This is a genomic window from Neptuniibacter sp. SY11_33 (assembly GCF_047778025.1).
Taxonomy (GTDB): Bacteria; Pseudomonadota; Gammaproteobacteria; order Pseudomonadales; family Balneatricaceae; genus Neptuniibacter.
This window is the reverse complement of the sequence record NZ_CP180543.1, coordinates 1584313-1601160: the sequence shown is the minus strand read 5'-3', so window position 1 is coordinate 1601160 and position 16848 is coordinate 1584313. Positions and strand designations below refer to the sequence as shown.

Sequence of the window (16848 nt, the reverse complement as noted above, 5' to 3'; positions counted from 1 at the left end):
CTCTTAATCACTCACTACAATGGCGCGAGTATAACAGAGTATTTTTGTGTAAACAGGTGATCTCGCTATATCAGACTATGTAAGAGGTATTAGCTTCGTTGTTAGATGTCCAGAAATTGCCCCCTGACGTTCGTAGAAATCCAAGACCTGATAGGACACATTTACCTTAATCATCCATCAGTGAAAAATTGGAAGTATCCTTAAATACCTGCCAATGCGCCTCTACGGCTCTAACCTCTTCCATAATCCAATCGGTAAAAGCCATCACCTTTGGCCGTTCAAAATTAGCTTCAGGCGCTACTAGATAGTTGGCATAAGGCGAATTCCAATAGCATTTAAGCGGGCAAACTAAATGACCGCGTTCTATATACTCGTACACTAAGCTATAACGAATCGGGGCAACACCCTGACCATTCAATGCAGCATCCACCTGAAGACTAGAATCCAGCAGTTGCAGAACTACCTGATTTTGTCCTCCCATCTCTCGCACAAATCCAGCATTAACTTGTTTAAGTTCAGGTGAGTCATCAATCAACAAAGGTAAGCTGCCAAGATTCAGATCAGCTCCATCCTTTGTTTGCAAAAGGTCAGGATGGCAGACCGAAACGATATAATCCTCGGTCAAAATTTTCTCCATCAGCTGTGTATTCCCGCCTTCAGCAAAACGAATCGCCAGATCCTGACTATCATCCGAGAAATCATGTAGATCACAGGAAGTAGACACTAAGCAATTGAACTCAGGATAAGCCTGCTGAAATGAACCCAGCCTAGGTATCAGCCACCGCGCAGCAAATGAAGGTAGCGAAGTGATCTTAAGCTGATTAGGTGAAGGATCGACTGAGAGCGCACGACTGCCCTCCTCAATCGCCTTGAACGCCTGCTGGATATAGGGCAGCAAAGAAGCGCCATCAGGAGATAAACGTACCTCTCGATTCAGACGAATAAACAGAGGCTTTGCAAAGTAGTCTTCCAGCAGACGTATCTGCTGACTGACCGCAGCCTGCGTCACAAACAACTTTTCAGCCGCCACTTTAAAACTGCCATGCTCAGCAGCCACCAAAAAAACACGCAACGCTTTAAGAGGAGGTAAACGATCCATATCACTTAAGTTTTAGTTAACTGAGTAGAAATTTTTATCGTTTGTCACTATAGCAACCCAAGACCAATAATACCTACAAATTAAGCATAAACGGAGGATACATAGATGAGCATTCAAGTATGCGAAAACTACCTGCCATCAAAAGAGATAAGAAATAGTTATTCTCTTCCGACAATGAATTTGCATAAGTTGGCGTGTATTCTCAAACAGTGGCAACAGAACTACCGCACTCGGAAAGCGCTACTGAAGTTAAGTAATGGGCAATTAAAAGATATAGGAATAAATAGAGAGCAGGCTCGCAAAGAAGCGAAAAAGGCTTTTTGGGTTGAGTAGTAAAAAACACCAACTGATTCCCAAAATAGGAACTGTGGTTCCTATTTTGGGAATCAGTAAAACTAACTCTGGAAAATCGGAGACTTTACCCTATATTGCCAACGATGATTTTCAAACAATTTCAGGTTAATTAATCACCTCTTTCCTTGTCTTTTCTGGTAAAGTGCGCACCTCTGTCACAGCCCATTTAATACCGCTGTACATCTTCTAATTTTTTACCCTCAGGACACTCACTTGATATCCTCTGCGAACATTACAATGCAGTTTGGCGCTGAGCCTTTGTTTGAAAATATTTCGGCTAAATTCGGTAACGGTAATCGTTATGGTTTGATTGGTGCGAACGGCTGCGGCAAATCGACCTTTATGAAGATTCTGAGTGGTGACCTAGTGCCGACATCGGGCAACGTGTCTATCACGCCGGGTGAGAAGATGGGTGTGCTTAGTCAGGATCAGTTTGCCTTTGAAGAGTACACGGTTATCGATGCGGTAATCATGGGTGATACTGAGCTTTGGAAGGTAAAGCAGGAGCGTGATCGTATTTATGCCCTGCCAGAGATGTCCGAAGAAGATGGGATGAAGGTAGGTCACCTAGAAAGTGAATTTGCAGAGATGGATGGTTACACCGCGGAAAGTCGTGCCGGTGACATCCTACTGGAAGCCGGTATTGCCGAAGAATACCATTTTGGCTTGATGAGTCAGGTAGCACCAGGCTGGAAACTACGTGTGCTATTGGCACAAGCTTTATTCGCTAACCCAGACATTTTGTTGTTGGACGAACCAACCAACAACTTGGATATCCATACCATTAGCTGGCTTGAATCGGTTTTAAACCAGCGTAAGTGCACTATGATCATTATCTCCCACGACCGTCACTTCCTGAATGCGGTTTGTACCCATATGGCGGACATTGATTACGGTGAGCTAAGAATCTATCCGGGTAATTATGATTACTTCCTAGAAGCATCCTCTTTGATCCGTGAGCAGCTGTTAACTGAAAATGCGAAAAAGAGTGCTGAGCTGGATGAACTACAAGCGTTTGTAAATCGCTTTTCTGCCAATGCCTCTAAAGCAAAACAGGCAAGCTCTCGCGCTAAGAAGATGGAGAAGATCGAGCTAGATGAAGTTAAAACCTCCAGCCGCCAAATTCCATCGATTACATTGAAACAAGATAAGAAACTACACCGTCAGGCGCTGATTCTAGAAGATGTCGGACACGGCTTTGAAGATAACAAGCTTTTCGCAGACGGCAACCTGATTTTAGAAGCCGGCGCTAAGCTTGCCGTGATTGGTGAGAACGGTGCCGGTAAAACGACTTTCTTACGCTGCCTAATGGATGAATTTCAGGCAAACGAAGGTACGATCAAATGGTCTGAAAATGCGGTTATTGGTTATTGCCCGCAAGATAGCAGTGCTGATTTTGATTCTGATCTAACCCTATTTGAGTGGATGTCCCAGTGGCGTACTCCTAAACATGATGACTTAAAAGTTCGTGCCATGTTAGGTCGCTTACTCTTTACGGCTGACGACTTTAACAAGAAAGCTAAAGTCTGTTCCGGTGGTGAGAAAAACCGCCTGCTATTCGGCAAAATGATGATGATGGATTTGAACGTCCTGATTATGGATGAGCCAACCAACCACATGGATATGGAAGCGATCGAAGCACTAAACAATGCCCTGCTTGGCTTTGACGGCACGCTGATCTTTGTCAGCCATGACCGTGCATTTGTATCCTCATTAGCGACGCATGTTATCGAAATTAAAGATCAGCAGATGATCAATTTCCACGGCACTTTCGATGAGTATATGGATAGCCAAAAGATGGCTGCTCAAGTTGCTTAACAGCCTTCATAGATACCAATAAAAAAAGGGCCTGATTAAATCAGGCCCTTTTTCGTTTTATGCTCTTCAACAAATACAGTTATGTACCAACCTAATTAAAACGAAGACAAAGTTAGCCTACAACCCTCATTCTACCGTTGGCAATTTACAGACCAAAACGTAATTAACACGAAGACAATCTCTAAACCCATATATGACGGGGTTTTTTGCTTACATGGCCAAGAAACGTTAAAGATAAATAGGAAACCAGTTTGAACTGAATGACAGTATTTACTGAGGGCGCAAAAGGCTTGTCTGGGGAAACCTGATAGTGATTTTTGGCTGTCAAAATCACTTAATTCTGGCCTTAGGTAAGAATTCTTGATTTAGGGAGCTTCCGATAGGCCTTAATGTCAGAGCAACACTGGGTTGCTCTGAAAGTCAAAAAGTCAGGAAGACAGATCTAATGTTTCCTCACAAAAGGAGATCAACTCATTCAAAGGAGTAGCAAAATCATCTTGGAGCGAATACCAATCAGCAAGAGCTTTTCTGATGTCGGCTTTACTTTGGCTTTCAGCAATGAACTTCTCCAAATCAGTGTTATCGCCAACAAACAAATCAGGAGCGTAATAATACTGAACACTATCGATTTGATTGAAACGATGAAGAATTAATTCACATAAGTCGGATGTATTGGGGTCTGTCGATTGTTTGACCTCTGTTTCAACCTCATTAACAAAAACCTTCCAATCTTCCAAAGGTAGTGCGACCCCTTGACCTAGTCGTATATGATCAAAACCTTCACGAAAAAGGCCTTGGCCGTGATCAACATGAGGATGTGGAGATACATAACTCCCTTCCTTACCTAGCCCTTTGACAGCAAGACATAGAGTGTTTTCGCTACCAGTATTTATGAAGTGACTACAGAAGAAAAACTCAAACAAGATCTCTTTCACGGAATCAGGTATATCCTTCACCTCTAGCATTCTGTCGAGCTCTATTACGATTGAATCATTATTCTGCAACCCATGATAATCACTGAACCCTAGCGCCCTAGCGAACATTTCTCGAGCCTGAGATAATGACAAGTCGAAGTCTGAGCGCACTTCCCGGTGAAAAAGTTGGGTTGCTTTTTTGAATTTATCAGGAGATATAATTCGTGCAGTACTGAAAGCATAGATAGACATATAAAATCCTATTGCTGTTGATCGCACCTCTGATATCTAAAGACATCGGCATCGTTTGTAACTCGAGGGCGGCAACAATAAAATTTTCATGAAGCGCCGGAGGTTATTCCACAGTTTTACGCTGATGCTGCGTTGGCTCTGCGCCGTAGCAATAACTTAGTACATGACTTGAGAAACCGCAAGGCGATCTACAGCATAGGCCAAACTTCCAGCGTATCTTTTTGTTAGATGGGTTAACTTGAAATTTTTTAGGGCTAACTTATAGGAATCATATGACTACAGGCCCTAGGATATTTGCCAATACATACAGCGAGCCTATACTGTATATACATACATATCAAGAGAATTACCCATGGCCTCACTAGACTTAGTTGCTTATACCCAAGCCATTCACTCCATCCAAAAATTTCCTCAAGACGTTCACTTCATTGATCTCGGAAGGCTCGATAGAATCATACCCATTATCGCAGTTGCCTTTGCACAAGATGTGCCCTCTGATGTGATTGATGCGGCACTCCAATCTGCTACAGAACCAGCAGATCTTGAATCATATCTTATGCAGGAAGTATGGTTTCACTGATGATCTCGTATGAACTCCTTACATTCTTGGATATCGAAGCAAGTGGTATCCATGAGGATAGTTACCCAATAGAAGTCGGATGGGTTGATACGGAAGGTAACTAAAGCTCCTTCCTAATTAAACCGATTCAAGAATAGACTCACAGGGGTCTCGAGACTGAACAAATCCATGGTATCCCCCGCTCTCAACTCTTAGATCAGGGAATTACTATTCATCAGGCTTGTTTTGCTCTAAATGAACAACTCGGGACAGAGGATGTCTATTCAGACGCAGCAGTCTATGATGGTGAGTTGCTCAAGACGCTATTCAATGCGATTGGAATTAAACCGAACTATACTCTTAGAGATATTCGAGAACTGCTGGATCGACTTTCTACTGATCAGTTCACTAGATTCTTCAAGATACTGAAAGCCAATCCACCTCCACATCGAGCTGTCCCTGATGCTAAACGAATTGTAGATGCAATAAACTTTCTCAGAAAAGCCAACAGCATTATCGATACGCAATCTACTCGTGGAATTCACAGTATCCACTGTATAAGTGAACCGCCCTTCCGACCTGCCCGCAGCCTTACGACATTGTTAGATTGCCAAGCTGAGAGCTTTAACACTCTCTCCTTTGGAATCAATACAACCAAGTTGGAGTGCGTTAAGAAGTCCTGTCGCATGTTAACCACTACAACTCTTGAAGAGGCACAGCTTGTCGTTATTATTGGGCATGGCTGTTTAGAAGACTCAGAATTACTTGATTATGCAGAAAAGCAAATGGCACAATCATCAACCTAGACATCGCAAACGCCCTCCCTCTGCTAGATCCGTCTCTTATTGATGATGTATTAGAACAGTTAAGCATCCCGCTTCAGGGCCTATTCCGTCCGTAAAAATGCTTGAACTATAGCCTTTAAATCGGGCAAGAAAGGTTAGGTCATCTCTGAATTACCGAATTACTCATTATAGAGTTGCAACTTTCTCATAGGACTTTCTTGCAAATTTCCCACTTTCTCATAGGACTTTTTTGCAAAACTCCAACCTTTCCCCAAGGCTTTTCCGTTTTTTTTGATATGAGGCAAATCAATACTCAGCACAAATAGCTCTATGGCGTACTTCAACCAAACCTTTAAACTGAGCTTTGAGCGTATCACTGATAAAGGAAACTTCAATCAGAGAAAGTACTTTATGCATTTTTCACCCAACCGTTCGAGCATCTCTATGGCCCGTTACTCGCCTACTTCAATAGCTTTGGTCAGATTCAGAAATCCATTTTCGTATAGTAACCATAGTGCTCATATACTTCAGAGTATTCACCATTGAATCCCTGCTCTAATACCGGCATTGCAAGCAGTCCAAGAACACTTGATCCATAGAACTCAGTACACAGGCAATTGTAGTTTGGGGTTAAGGAATCATAGATTGAGCCAGTATTGCCAGCAAAGGTTAGTCGTTTTGATACGTGATCCACTTTCATAGGTATCTTTGATTTAACCCCAGGTATAGAGATACGTTTTACAAACCGTCCTCCCTCAACTAGCAATTCTTTCCGGGTTATTTCCAACTAAGCTGACTCAAGACTACAGCCATAAAATTCTCGAACCGCAGAACTATGACCTTTTTAGCTACGGAAGCTAATGTCACTCGTATTAGACATTAACCGACTCAATTTCCCCCATATAACTTTCTCAAAACTGCTTCATTGAGAACTCTGTATCATCCGATCAACATCTTCATACACAAATACATCATCAACATATTCAACAGGGGGCAGCTTTAAATACCGAGCAAGTAAACACCCAAAACCTTTATCTTCACTAGGAGCTAATAAAACCCTGAGATAAATTTTTTCATCAAGCGACACAAAGTTAAAGCTTCGATCTAAGTAATCAGTCTTCTCTTCACTACCACTAATGAGTTCCTTAGACTTATCCAATAACTGATTAGCCACATCAGCATTTCCTGTGATGCCCTTAATTTCATATAGCGCAAGAAAACACGGCATTACATAACCTCACGGATTCCATAGGATTCAAAATACATCTTGGAAAGCTTATAAACCGGAAACCTCAAACATGCTGCAATCATGACAAAATTAGGAACGTATTTTGGTTTCTAGCCTCAACAGTAAAAATATCAAATTTCAAAGATAAAAGTTTCATCGAAGCCCGTCTCTTCCCCAAAGCTAACATAACCTCGAGGATTTGATATCAATCGGGTTCCACCCTTCATAAAATCTTTCTTTTCATGCGTGTGACCATAAATCCATATATTGGGCCTATATTCTTCAACAACTTCACTTAGATCGGAGGCATAAGCTCCATCCAAAAGAGTATCACCTACTTCATTGAGACACTCTAAGAGAGGCGCATGATGGGTAATCACTACAGTAGGCCCATCAAATGGTTCGGCCAATTCAGACCTTAACCATCTAACAGACGTCAAATGTTCGCAGACGGTCTCTGAGACTCTTAGTTTTCTATAACTCCCTCCTGTACGAATACGGCGATAGTCATTCATACGATCAGCAATTTCTTGAGTGACTAACGATGTACTAATTTTATCCTCATGAATCCGACAATCTGTCCATAGAGTGCATCCCAAAAATCTAATCCCATTTAATTCAATAGCGTTGTTCTCGAGGATTTTTATATTCGACCCTTCACCTAATGCTCGAACCGCTTTAATGCGCGAAGACGCTAGATGCCCACCGTAGTATTCGTGGTTTCCCCATATCCATAAAACAGGTATATCTTCAGGAACATTTTCTTTGACCCACTGAATTGCTTTTTTTGCTGTACCTATGTCACCTGCCAAAACCACTATATCCACTTGCTCCCACACCTGTTGAGGTAAAGTTAGTGGCGAGAGTTCAATATGAAGATCTGAATACACCAATATTTTCATGACCCACCTCCTCCCTTAGACGAATCATTTTCTATAGAATTTACGGGAGTGGAGGCCTCTTCGTCTGATATGAAATTAACGGGCCCGCCAAAACGAGTTTTGCGATTGCTTTTGGAGCGAAAATCCAACCATTTATTCCAATCCCAGGCGTAATAACAGGGGCCTTCTCCTGATATGGTTGGACACCCTGTTCCCAATGCATCAGAAAACAACTCACTCCGCCATGGGTTGGGAATATCAATAAGCCGTACGTAAGGGGTAAAGCCATGTAGGATTATAGGCACAGCTTTTTTCAGTTCCTCCACTCCAGATAAGTTACAATCTGAGCCATGTAGTTTTGGCTCTGGATCAACCAGTTTCTTGTATAACCGAGTAGATAAAACATAATAACTAGTACCTCCGCATCTTTTTTGAACATGGATGACTTCAGGCCCAGATGGCTGAGAAAGAATCCGTATCACACTGTTCAAATTCCTCCGGAAGCGGGAGCAAAATAACGTTTGAATCATACGAATACCTCCTACCTTAATAAAGCGAAGCGATAAACGCGGGGCTTACGGATTTCCGTCGCCCAGGATCAATCATCATGTAAATTCGGTTTCGAGTTTCAAAAGCACCTGGTGAGTGAAACTTAAGGAGAAGAGACGTACGAACCCAGTGACCGATAGATTCCGGCTGCGTAGAGTCATAAAGAATCTCATCTGCTTTAAGCATGATAGGTTGGAAGCCTTCTGCTGCATAACGCTGAATGGCTTTTTCACCGCATTGGATATCGAACCAAGTCCAGTACTTAACGATCCGAACAGGTTTAAAAGGAGCTATCTCATTAGCGATCAGAACAAGCTCTTCGAAAGGCCTATCCGTATAACCAACATCAAACCATTCACCCGGATCAAAAACCTCTTCTAAGCTCATCGATAGCCCAGTGCTCGTAGGTGTATTTTGTTCTTTGACAGCCCCCTGATCATCTTCCACTTTTTGTTTTAATTCTGAGCTTTCACCTTCTTCCTTTTTTTGATGTTTTTTATTTTTCATGCTGCACCCAGTTAATCAATTCAAGACAGACCTCTACAGTACTAGTACAGAACAGCACTCAACGCAACTTATTGTTTTATATTGATTTTTATTATAATAATTCACAGCTAACTTTTTAAAATTTGTAAAAAACAGCCCTAGACTTTCAAAAAAACAATCAAAATTCGCATAGGAAATCCTTACTTTTCCCGATGGAAAACACTAAGTTATAAAAGGCCTAAGCTTTGTTTTAAAAGCGGTCCTAAAAACCCATTTTTTTTCACTTTTTTGCTCATTTTTAAGAAAATTGTAGGGAATATAAATCATAGTTTTTTGTTTGTTTCAGAGCATGGGGAAAGCTAGCCTTTAACAGTATGAAGGGAACTCTGGGCTTAGTTATCACCCCAATCTGACTCAGAGTAATGCAGAGTTATAGCAGCTTATATATGTTCGGATATGGATCTAAATGATTTGCAGAGAGTGAGGCGGAAAGTATTCTCAAAATAACTGGGCCTAGATCTAAACTACAACTTTGTAGTTAAACACTTAAACTCAGTACTTTTTCTCCCACATGCCACATACTAATTTAGTAGATGTAAGACTTAGAAAGCCCTTTAGATACAAAGCGTTGGATAAAACACCGGTATATTTTTCACTAGGAAAATATGGCAACTAGCGCAATTATTGCCTTAATTAATTTGAAATTACTTAAATTAAGATACTTGAATCCGAGTTATTCAGTGCTGCTAGCCACTTCTACAAAGTGGCAACAGCTGTTATCCAAAATAGCAAGAGGGCGATATATATTATTTCGCCTCAACTTATTGAAGCCCACCTCGATCCAACCACATCTGATAGATTTCTGGTGTCCATTTACTCTGGAAAAAAGCAATTGCAGCTTCCTGCTCGCTGTCGCTTAACAAGCCACTAAACCCAGGCATAGTTCCACCGAATTTAGCTCCTCCTTCTTGGACAGTTGCTTTTAAGCCTTTTAGCGGATGATGCCATGCATGAGCCGAACCATTTAGAGGCGGAGGTGGATATTTGCCATTAGGAAGAGTTTTTCTCCATTCTTTAGTCCCTTGCGCCCCTGCGCCGTGACAAGCGGCACAATTATTCAGAAATACATCTTTTCCAAGATCTATCTGAGATTGGGTATACCAACGACCATCAACCTTAGGTTCAGATTCAAAGCACCCTGTAATTCCAACTACGAAAGCCAGAACAATTCCTGTTCGTATAATCATTTTTCTAATTCTGCCTTCACCTTCAAGTACTCTTCTTCAGAAATCTCACCGTTTGCATAACGCTCATTAAGGGCCTCTAGCGCTGCAGAAACTTGATTACTTCTGCCAAATATTGCTTTACCTATCAACATAATCACTACAACAATAATCAATAGCCAAATTATCATCCCTAATCCATGCCATCCTGAAGAAAACATCCCATCTGCATGCCACATAATTAGCCTCCTGCTTAATAGTTAGCGTATTCTGAGAAAACTCCGACTTCGCCTTCAGAGTCGACGGAGTAAACTTTGAAAGCATGTTTTGGTGCTCCCGGCATATCCATGCCTGGACTACCTGAAACCATCCCAGGGACCGTTAGAAGCTTTATATCTTCATTTGATAATGCTTTTTTAATAGCCTGTGCAGGCACATGCCCTTCAATCACCTTACCGTTGATTTTAGCTGTATGGCATGAATACCCCTGTTTGGGTACTCCCAACTCCTCTTTCAAAGGAGTCACGTCAGCCAGCACATGATCTCTAACTACAAAGTTATGTTCCTTCAAGTGAGTTATCCAGGTTTTACAACAACCACAACTTTCACTGCGATATACATCAATTTCGTGTTGAGTATTGATTCGCCCTTCCAACCAATACGGATCCCCTGAATATGCCGGTAAAGCGACTGTCACTAAACATAGAGCAACAACTCTTTTTATTTTCACAATTGCATCAACCATTACTGTAAAACCTCTCCACGTCCTTCATGACATAACTCTTCTAAAATCGGGCAATCATGGTCCGCATTACCTGGACATGATTTTGACATTTTCATTAAAGCTGACTTGATATCTTCTAGATGTTTAATCTGGCTCTTAACACGATCCAAATTATGCTGCACTTTCTCTTTTACAGCGGCAGAAGAACGGTCAGGGTCATGCTGAAGATCAAGAAGCTGCTTGCACTCATCAAGCGAGAATCCAAGCCCTCTGGCACGTTTAATAAAACCAAGAGTTTCTAACTGATCTTCAGTGTAAAAGCGATAGCCATTGTCAGACCGTCTAGCCTTAGGAATTATTCCTTTTTCTTCATAAAAACGGATTGTTTTACTGGTCAAACCAGTGAACTTAGCTGCTTGTGAGATATTCATTTTGATATTCCCTGCATAATTAACATGCACCCATAGCTGAAGCTTATGGGTATTATCTTGAATAAGCAGGAAGCATTACGCCCCCGATGATTAGCTCATCAGGAACTGAGGGGGTCTATCTTTCTGAGTAATATAAAGCGACGCTAAAGAGGCTCTATATATTGGTTCGCTGAAGGAGAGGTGAGCTATCTCTATAGCTGTAAGGCTAGAAATAGCAGAACATAAATGCCCGCCACACGAGCTTTCTAGCTCACAACCTGGCTGACCGGCACAATCAATGACCGTATGCTTATCACCATCCATCTCCACCATAGAATGCATATCCGAAGACATATGTTCCATTGGCAAAGCTGCAGCCACACTCATCTGCGTTGTGCCAAACAACGTCATCAGAAGTGCAAAAATGGTAAAAAGCCGTTTTATATTCATATTTCTAATATAGCTCCACGCTCCCCACTATGACAATAGCTGTTAGAAATAGTTTTTTAATTTTTCCGTTTTTATTGACCTTGCTCTAACTGGAAGGCTTAAGCTGAATTAAAACGTAAGGGAAATACACTCATGTCATCAGCCACTAAAGAGAAGCGATGCATCAAATTTTCACATGTAGGAGACAGTGAAACATTAACCGAAGAGCTCTTCCAGCAGGATGGCGTGATCGGGTTACTTATGGCAAAGGACTGGTTAGAAGTTTCGTACGATGCAACAAAAATTCAGTGGTTAGGAATAGAACAGATAATAACTAACAACCAGTTTGTACTTAAATCCGGTTTGTTGAGCAAATGGAAACGAAGCTGGTACCAATATTCTGATGAAAATGTCAGAGACAATTTTGGCCATAGAGCCCATTGCTGTAACAAACCACCTAAATAGACCTGACACAGAAGCGCGGGAAAGAACAATGAAATATCATATTCACAAGAGCTGGTATTACTTATTGTTAGTAGCTTTAGTGTCTTGGAGTAGTATTTCTTTCGCTCACATACACTCCGAATCAAAATCCTTCGACAAAATCGCTGTTACTGATTGCCATGATATATCTGAAAGAAATTTAGCCAGTTTCGATTTCAGCCATTGCACCTCTTCAATTACTGCAATACTTCCGCCGCAAGATGCTTTAACGCAACTGAGCTCGGTATTTCATTACGAAGAAATTGATGACGATTATCAATTTCATCCTTATGTACGTAAAAAGAAACCGCCTCGCTTCCCCTTCACTCAAAATCAACAAGCTAACTCAGCTTAAGCTGAAATGAAGTACTGAACTGGTCGGGTTCACCCTCCGCCACTGTCACAATATTTTTACGCGGCCGACCAGTTCCTTTTTAAATCGAGGTTCACATGAATAAGTTAATAACCACCACACTGCTATCAGCATTTGTGATGGCCCCTGAAGCGTTTGCGGGGATAAATAAACACGAATCCCACCAGATGACCCATCACCACGAAATGATGGATAAACATCACATTAACATTGGGCAAAAAGGTAATCGCTCCGAAGTAACTAAAACCTTAGAGATCGGCGCCAATGATCAAATGAAATTCAGTTTAAATGGTATGCAGTTTAAATTAGGGGAAACCATCGAATTTATAGTGACTAACGAAGGACAACTACCCCACGAATTTGTTCTTGGTACACGTGAGCAGATAGAAATGCATCGTCAGGAGATGGCAAATATGCCGGAGATGGAGCATTCAGACAGTAATACACTATCTTTAAAACCGGGAGAAACAAAAACGCTGATATGGAAATTCACATCCACAGGTAACTTCTTAGCCGCTTGTACCTTACCTGGGCATTACGAAGCAGGAATGATTACAACAATAAAAGTCGGCAAGAGTAACTAAGGGGAATCAGATGAAAAAACAATCTTTACCAATCAACATATGCTCATCTAGACGCCGCTTTGTTACCGGATTGGCGATGGGAGGAGTTTTGGCGGGATTCGGCTTTAAATCCCAATCCTTATTTGCCGCTACCTCACAAACCGGCACTCCTGAACTGAGGGGCAATAACTTTGATCTCACAATAGGTAAGCAAGCCGTTAATTTCACAGGCGCTCCTCGTTTTGCTACAACTGTTAACGGCTCCTTACCCGCCCCTGTGCTGCGCTTCAAAGAGGGTGAAACTGTAACTCTACGTGTTACCAACACTCTGGCTGAAGATAGCTCTATTCATTGGCATGGATTGATTCTCCCTCCGGAGATGGATGGCGTACCAGGCTTATCCTTTGCTGGTATTAAACCCGGCGAATCCTATAACTACCAGTTTAAAGTCACACAGTCTGGTACCTACTGGTATCACAGCCACTCTGGTTTTCAGGAACAAACAGGGCTTTATGGAGCTATCGTAATTGAGCCTAAAGAACCACCACCGTATACCTATGATCGCGATTATGTCGTTATGCTATCTGATTGGACTGATGAAGACCCAAATGACGTTTATGCCAAGCTCAAGAAGATGAGCCACTACTACAACTTCAACGAGCGAACACTCAACGATACTTGGCGCGATATTAAGGAAAAAGGGGTTGAAGCTACATTCCAAGAACGTGAGATGTGGAATGTCATGCGCATGAGCCAAACAGATATCTCTGATGTGACTGGTTATACCTATAGCTTTCTGATGAACGGTATTACACCTGCCGAGGGTTGGAAGGGATTATTTAAAAAAGGTGAAAAAGTATTGTTACGCTTCATAAACAGTGCCGCGATGACATTCTTTGACGTTCGCATCCCCGGCCTAAAAATGACTGTCGTTGCAGCTGACGGACAATATGTTCAGCCCGTATCTGTTGATGAATTCAGAATTGGTGTCGCTGAAACCTATGATGTAATTGTAGAACCTGAGCATGACATGGCTTATACAGTATTTGCACAAGCAATTGATAGATCAGGTTATGCCAGAGGTACACTCACTCCAGATTACGCTTTAACGGGCGAAGTCCCTGCCCTTGATCCTGTACCCTTACTGACGCACACCGATATGGGCATGGACCACGGTATGCATAACATGGGAAGCGCTTCCCAAATGGACCACTCCCAACACAGCATGAATAGCTCAGGAGAAATGGATCATTCACAGCACAATATGCATAACTCCGGAAAAATGGACCACTCCCAGCACAACATGAATAGCTCAGGAGAAATGGATCATTCGCAGCACAATATGCATAACTCCGGAAAAATGGACCACTCCCAACACAACATGAACAGCTCGGGGCAAATAGATCACTCGCAGCATAGTATGGCAAATTCTGGAGGTATGGATCACTCCATGCATTCCAATAGTAGCCAGGGAATTAAACATGTAGACACCGAGTACGGGCCACATGTGGATATGCGGGCCGATAATCCTCAGTATCGATTAGATGACCCTGGGGTAGGTTTAAGAAACAATGGACGACGCGTTTTGACTTACGCAGACCTAAAAAACCTTAACCCAACACCCGATCCGCGTGACCCAACTCGTGAAATTGATCTGCACCTTACAGGCAACATGAGTCGCTACATGTGGTCAATCAATGGTGTTAAATACAGTGATGCAGACCCTATTAAGCTCAAATACGGCGAACGAGTACGGATAAACTTTGTTAACGACACCATGATGAATCACCCTATGCACCTTCACGGTATGTGGAGCGATCTAGAAACTGGTGATAACCGATACATCCCACGCAAACACACTGTCGTAGTACAACCTGGCGCTAGAATAAGTTACCGAGTAACCGCAGACGCTAAAGGTAAATGGGCGTTTCACTGCCACTTGATCTACCACATGCTTGGTATGTTTCGTGAAGTTCATGTCAGTTAAAAGGGAGAAAAAGATGAAGAATACGATTAACAAAACATTAGTTTTTGCCATGCTTGCTCTTACCTTCCAAGCTGAAGCAGCAGGTAAAGATGACCCATTACTGACAATGATCACCATCGATCAACTAGAAAAAAGGGATGCAAGTTCAGGCAAACCATTTGCCTGGGAAATTCAGGGCTGGGCCGGGTACGACCTTGATAAACTAGTATTCAAAACGGAAGGGGAACGAGTAAACGGAGAAACTGAAAAAGCAGAGCTGCAATTACTGTATAGCAAAGCAATTGATCCTTATTGGGACCTTCAGTTTGGCGTCAGACACGATTTCTATCCTAAACCGACACAAGATTGGGCTGTAATTGCCGTTCAAGGTGTCGCTCCTTATTACTTTGAAACTGACGCCAGCCTGTTTATAGGTGAAGATGGACAAACTGCACTGCGATTAGAATCTGAGTATGAAATGGTGCTCACTCAGCAATGGGTTCTCTCGCCTGAGATTGAAGTAAATTTTCATGGCAAAAATGATGAAGTACGAGAAGTTGGTTCCGGCCTATCAAACATTGAAGCTGGCCTTCGCCTACGCTACGAAATAAGACGTGAAATAGCTCCCTATATTGGCATACATTGGGAGAAAAAATTTGGTGATACTGCCGATTTTGCCCGAGAAGAAGGTGAAGATACCAATGACACTCAATTCGTCATGGGAATTCGAATATGGTTTTAACCTTTAAAATTCACTTAGCTTAAAGCTCGGTAATAGATTCTGCTGTACCTCGACGCCTGATGTCCTTCATCAGGCGTTTTCCTTTTAAGGGTACGTAAAGCCTGTATAAGTCAAGAAATCTTTCAATTCACCCTAGAAGGCGTATTCGTCGAATAGGCGGTCATACCGTCAATATCCTCTGCAAAGAGGAAATTCCCCTATTTACAGTAAGGAAAGCTATGTCGACTATCTATATGAAGCCCTACCTGAGCGATACCTGAGCGATACTAACCTTATTGTTCAGCTACTATTTTTAAGATGACTAATATCACTTTTGCATACACCTACCAGTGCCTCGATAAAAAACAAATCACAGAGTTTTATTATTCATACCTAAGTCATTATTCAACTTCACAAATGCACTCATTCCAGATATTAAAAGCGAAATAACAGGGCTTTTACCCTCCACAAGAAAGATAAATATTTTTTAATTAAATGCCTTGACCTTCCAGCAACTGTAACTCCTAACATGAATGTAAATAAACGAAATAACACAGGAAGGAAATCATTATGAAACATTTACTACCAATCGCTCTAGTAGTCGGCACTATGAGTTTAAGCGCCGGTGTTATGGCAGACGAAAAACATTACATGCAACATTCAGGAGATGGTCACCAAGGACATATGATGAAAGGACCTGATCATCCAGAAGGTAAAATGGAAGATCATGAGTTGCACGAAGAGTATAAGAAAGTGGAACCAAATACATCCAATACCCATTACATGCAACACGGTGGTGATGGACATCAAGGTCATATGATGGAAGGGAAAGAACATGTTGCAGGAGCAAAAACTGAGCATCATCCTGACTGGAATAAACATGAGCACAAATCCCCAAAAGGCAAACATTACATGCAAAAAAATGGAGACGGTCCTCAGGGGAATATGATGAAAGGCGATAAGCACCCTAAATAAGCTTAACCTTCCCTCAAGTAGAGTTCATCTGCTTGAGGGATGATTCTTAGGTAATT

Annotated in this window: 20 protein-coding genes; 9 read left to right on the top strand and 11 right to left on the bottom strand. The window is 41.9% G+C overall.

Annotation, left to right across the window (positions count from 1 at the left end; translation table 11 throughout):
- Positions 1-166: 166 nt before the first annotated feature.
- Positions 167-1099 (bottom strand): LysR family transcriptional regulator, encoded by a 933-nt coding sequence (locus ACMXYV_RS07555; RefSeq protein WP_415891168.1) that lies wholly within the window; start codon positions 1097-1099, stop codon positions 167-169.
- 105 nt (positions 1100-1204) lie between these two features.
- Between ACMXYV_RS07555 and ACMXYV_RS07550 the strand changes: the two genes are divergently transcribed.
- A complete protein-coding gene (locus tag ACMXYV_RS07550; protein ID WP_415891167.1) occupies positions 1205-1432 on the top strand; it encodes a DUF1127 domain-containing protein in 228 nt (75 codons plus the stop codon).
- Between the two features lie 234 nt (positions 1433-1666).
- Entirely contained in the window at positions 1667-3271 is a 1605-nt protein-coding gene (locus ACMXYV_RS07545; RefSeq protein WP_415891166.1) for an ABC-F family ATPase, read from the top strand.
- A gap of 428 nt (positions 3272-3699) precedes the next feature.
- Here ACMXYV_RS07545 and ACMXYV_RS07540 read toward each other — a convergent pair whose 3' ends face one another.
- On the bottom strand, positions 3700-4437 hold the full coding sequence (locus tag ACMXYV_RS07540) for a hypothetical protein (RefSeq protein ID WP_415891165.1): 738 nt from the start codon (positions 4435-4437) through the stop codon (positions 3700-3702).
- Positions 4438-4789: 352 nt separating this feature from the next.
- Between ACMXYV_RS07540 and ACMXYV_RS07535 the strand changes: the two genes are divergently transcribed.
- Positions 4790-5017 carry a hypothetical protein gene (locus ACMXYV_RS07535; protein WP_415891164.1) on the top strand — a complete coding sequence of 76 codons (228 nt, stop codon included), beginning with the start codon at positions 4790-4792 and terminating at the stop codon, positions 5015-5017.
- Positions 5018-6265: 1248 nt separating this feature from the next.
- Here the strand turns inward: ACMXYV_RS07535 and ACMXYV_RS07530 are convergent.
- The 9 genes from ACMXYV_RS07530 to ACMXYV_RS07490 all read right to left on the bottom strand — a co-directional run bounded on the left by ACMXYV_RS07530 (position 6266) and on the right by ACMXYV_RS07490 (position 11732).
- Positions 6266-6481: a hypothetical protein gene (locus ACMXYV_RS07530; RefSeq protein WP_415891163.1), complete on the bottom strand. Its 216-nt coding sequence runs from the start codon at positions 6479-6481 to the stop codon at positions 6266-6268.
- A gap of 222 nt (positions 6482-6703) precedes the next feature.
- Complete coding sequence (locus ACMXYV_RS07525; RefSeq protein ID WP_415891162.1) at positions 6704-7009, bottom strand: hypothetical protein; 306 nt, start codon at positions 7007-7009, stop codon at positions 6704-6706.
- A 131-nt stretch (positions 7010-7140) separates the two neighbouring features.
- Positions 7141-7911 (bottom strand): metallophosphoesterase, encoded by a 771-nt coding sequence (locus ACMXYV_RS07520; RefSeq protein ID WP_415891161.1) that lies wholly within the window; start codon positions 7909-7911, stop codon positions 7141-7143.
- Positions 7912-8436: 525 nt separating this feature from the next.
- Positions 8437-8946: a DUF6957 family protein gene (locus tag ACMXYV_RS07515; RefSeq protein ID WP_415891160.1), complete on the bottom strand. Its 510-nt coding sequence runs from the start codon at positions 8944-8946 to the stop codon at positions 8437-8439.
- Between the two features lie 800 nt (positions 8947-9746).
- On the bottom strand, positions 9747-10172 hold the full coding sequence (locus tag ACMXYV_RS07510; protein ID WP_415891159.1) for a c-type cytochrome: 426 nt from the start codon (positions 10170-10172) through the stop codon (positions 9747-9749).
- Positions 10169-10387: an SHOCT domain-containing protein gene (locus ACMXYV_RS07505; RefSeq protein WP_415891158.1), complete on the bottom strand. Its 219-nt coding sequence runs from the start codon at positions 10385-10387 to the stop codon at positions 10169-10171. Before ACMXYV_RS07505 ends, ACMXYV_RS07510 begins: the two co-directional genes overlap by 4 nt.
- Before the next feature lie 14 nt (positions 10388-10401).
- The gene (locus tag ACMXYV_RS07500; RefSeq protein WP_415891157.1) at positions 10402-10893 is read right to left on the bottom strand and encodes a DUF411 domain-containing protein; all 492 of its coding nucleotides are present in this window, start codon (positions 10891-10893) and stop codon (positions 10402-10404) included.
- On the bottom strand, positions 10893-11303 hold the full coding sequence (gene cueR, locus ACMXYV_RS07495) for a Cu(I)-responsive transcriptional regulator (protein WP_415887432.1): 411 nt from the start codon (positions 11301-11303) through the stop codon (positions 10893-10895). Before cueR ends, ACMXYV_RS07500 begins: the two co-directional genes overlap by 1 nt.
- Positions 11304-11393: 90 nt before the next feature.
- Positions 11394-11732 carry a hypothetical protein gene (locus ACMXYV_RS07490; protein ID WP_415891156.1) on the bottom strand — a complete coding sequence of 113 codons (339 nt, stop codon included), beginning with the start codon at positions 11730-11732 and terminating at the stop codon, positions 11394-11396.
- A gap of 132 nt (positions 11733-11864) precedes the next feature.
- Here ACMXYV_RS07490 and ACMXYV_RS07485 point away from each other — a divergent pair, with 132 nt between their 5' ends.
- The 6 genes from ACMXYV_RS07485 (at position 11865) to ACMXYV_RS07460 (ending at position 16792) form a co-directional block, all read left to right on the top strand.
- A complete protein-coding gene (locus ACMXYV_RS07485; RefSeq protein ID WP_415891155.1) occupies positions 11865-12176 on the top strand; it encodes a hypothetical protein in 312 nt (103 codons plus the stop codon).
- 28 nt (positions 12177-12204) lie between these two features.
- The gene (locus tag ACMXYV_RS07480; RefSeq protein ID WP_415891154.1) at positions 12205-12549 is read left to right on the top strand and encodes a hypothetical protein; all 345 of its coding nucleotides are present in this window, start codon (positions 12205-12207) and stop codon (positions 12547-12549) included.
- A 95-nt stretch (positions 12550-12644) separates the two neighbouring features.
- Entirely contained in the window at positions 12645-13151 is a 507-nt protein-coding gene (locus tag ACMXYV_RS07475) for a plastocyanin/azurin family copper-binding protein (protein ID WP_415891153.1), read from the top strand.
- A 10-nt stretch (positions 13152-13161) separates the two neighbouring features.
- Positions 13162-15117 (top strand): copper resistance system multicopper oxidase, encoded by a 1956-nt coding sequence (locus ACMXYV_RS07470; RefSeq protein WP_415891152.1) that lies wholly within the window; start codon positions 13162-13164, stop codon positions 15115-15117.
- A 13-nt stretch (positions 15118-15130) separates the two neighbouring features.
- The gene (locus ACMXYV_RS07465; protein ID WP_415891151.1) at positions 15131-15838 is read left to right on the top strand and encodes a copper resistance protein B; all 708 of its coding nucleotides are present in this window, start codon (positions 15131-15133) and stop codon (positions 15836-15838) included.
- A gap of 549 nt (positions 15839-16387) precedes the next feature.
- Complete coding sequence (locus tag ACMXYV_RS07460; protein ID WP_415891150.1) at positions 16388-16792, top strand: hypothetical protein; 405 nt, start codon at positions 16388-16390, stop codon at positions 16790-16792.
- Positions 16793-16848: the final 56 nt, after the last annotated feature.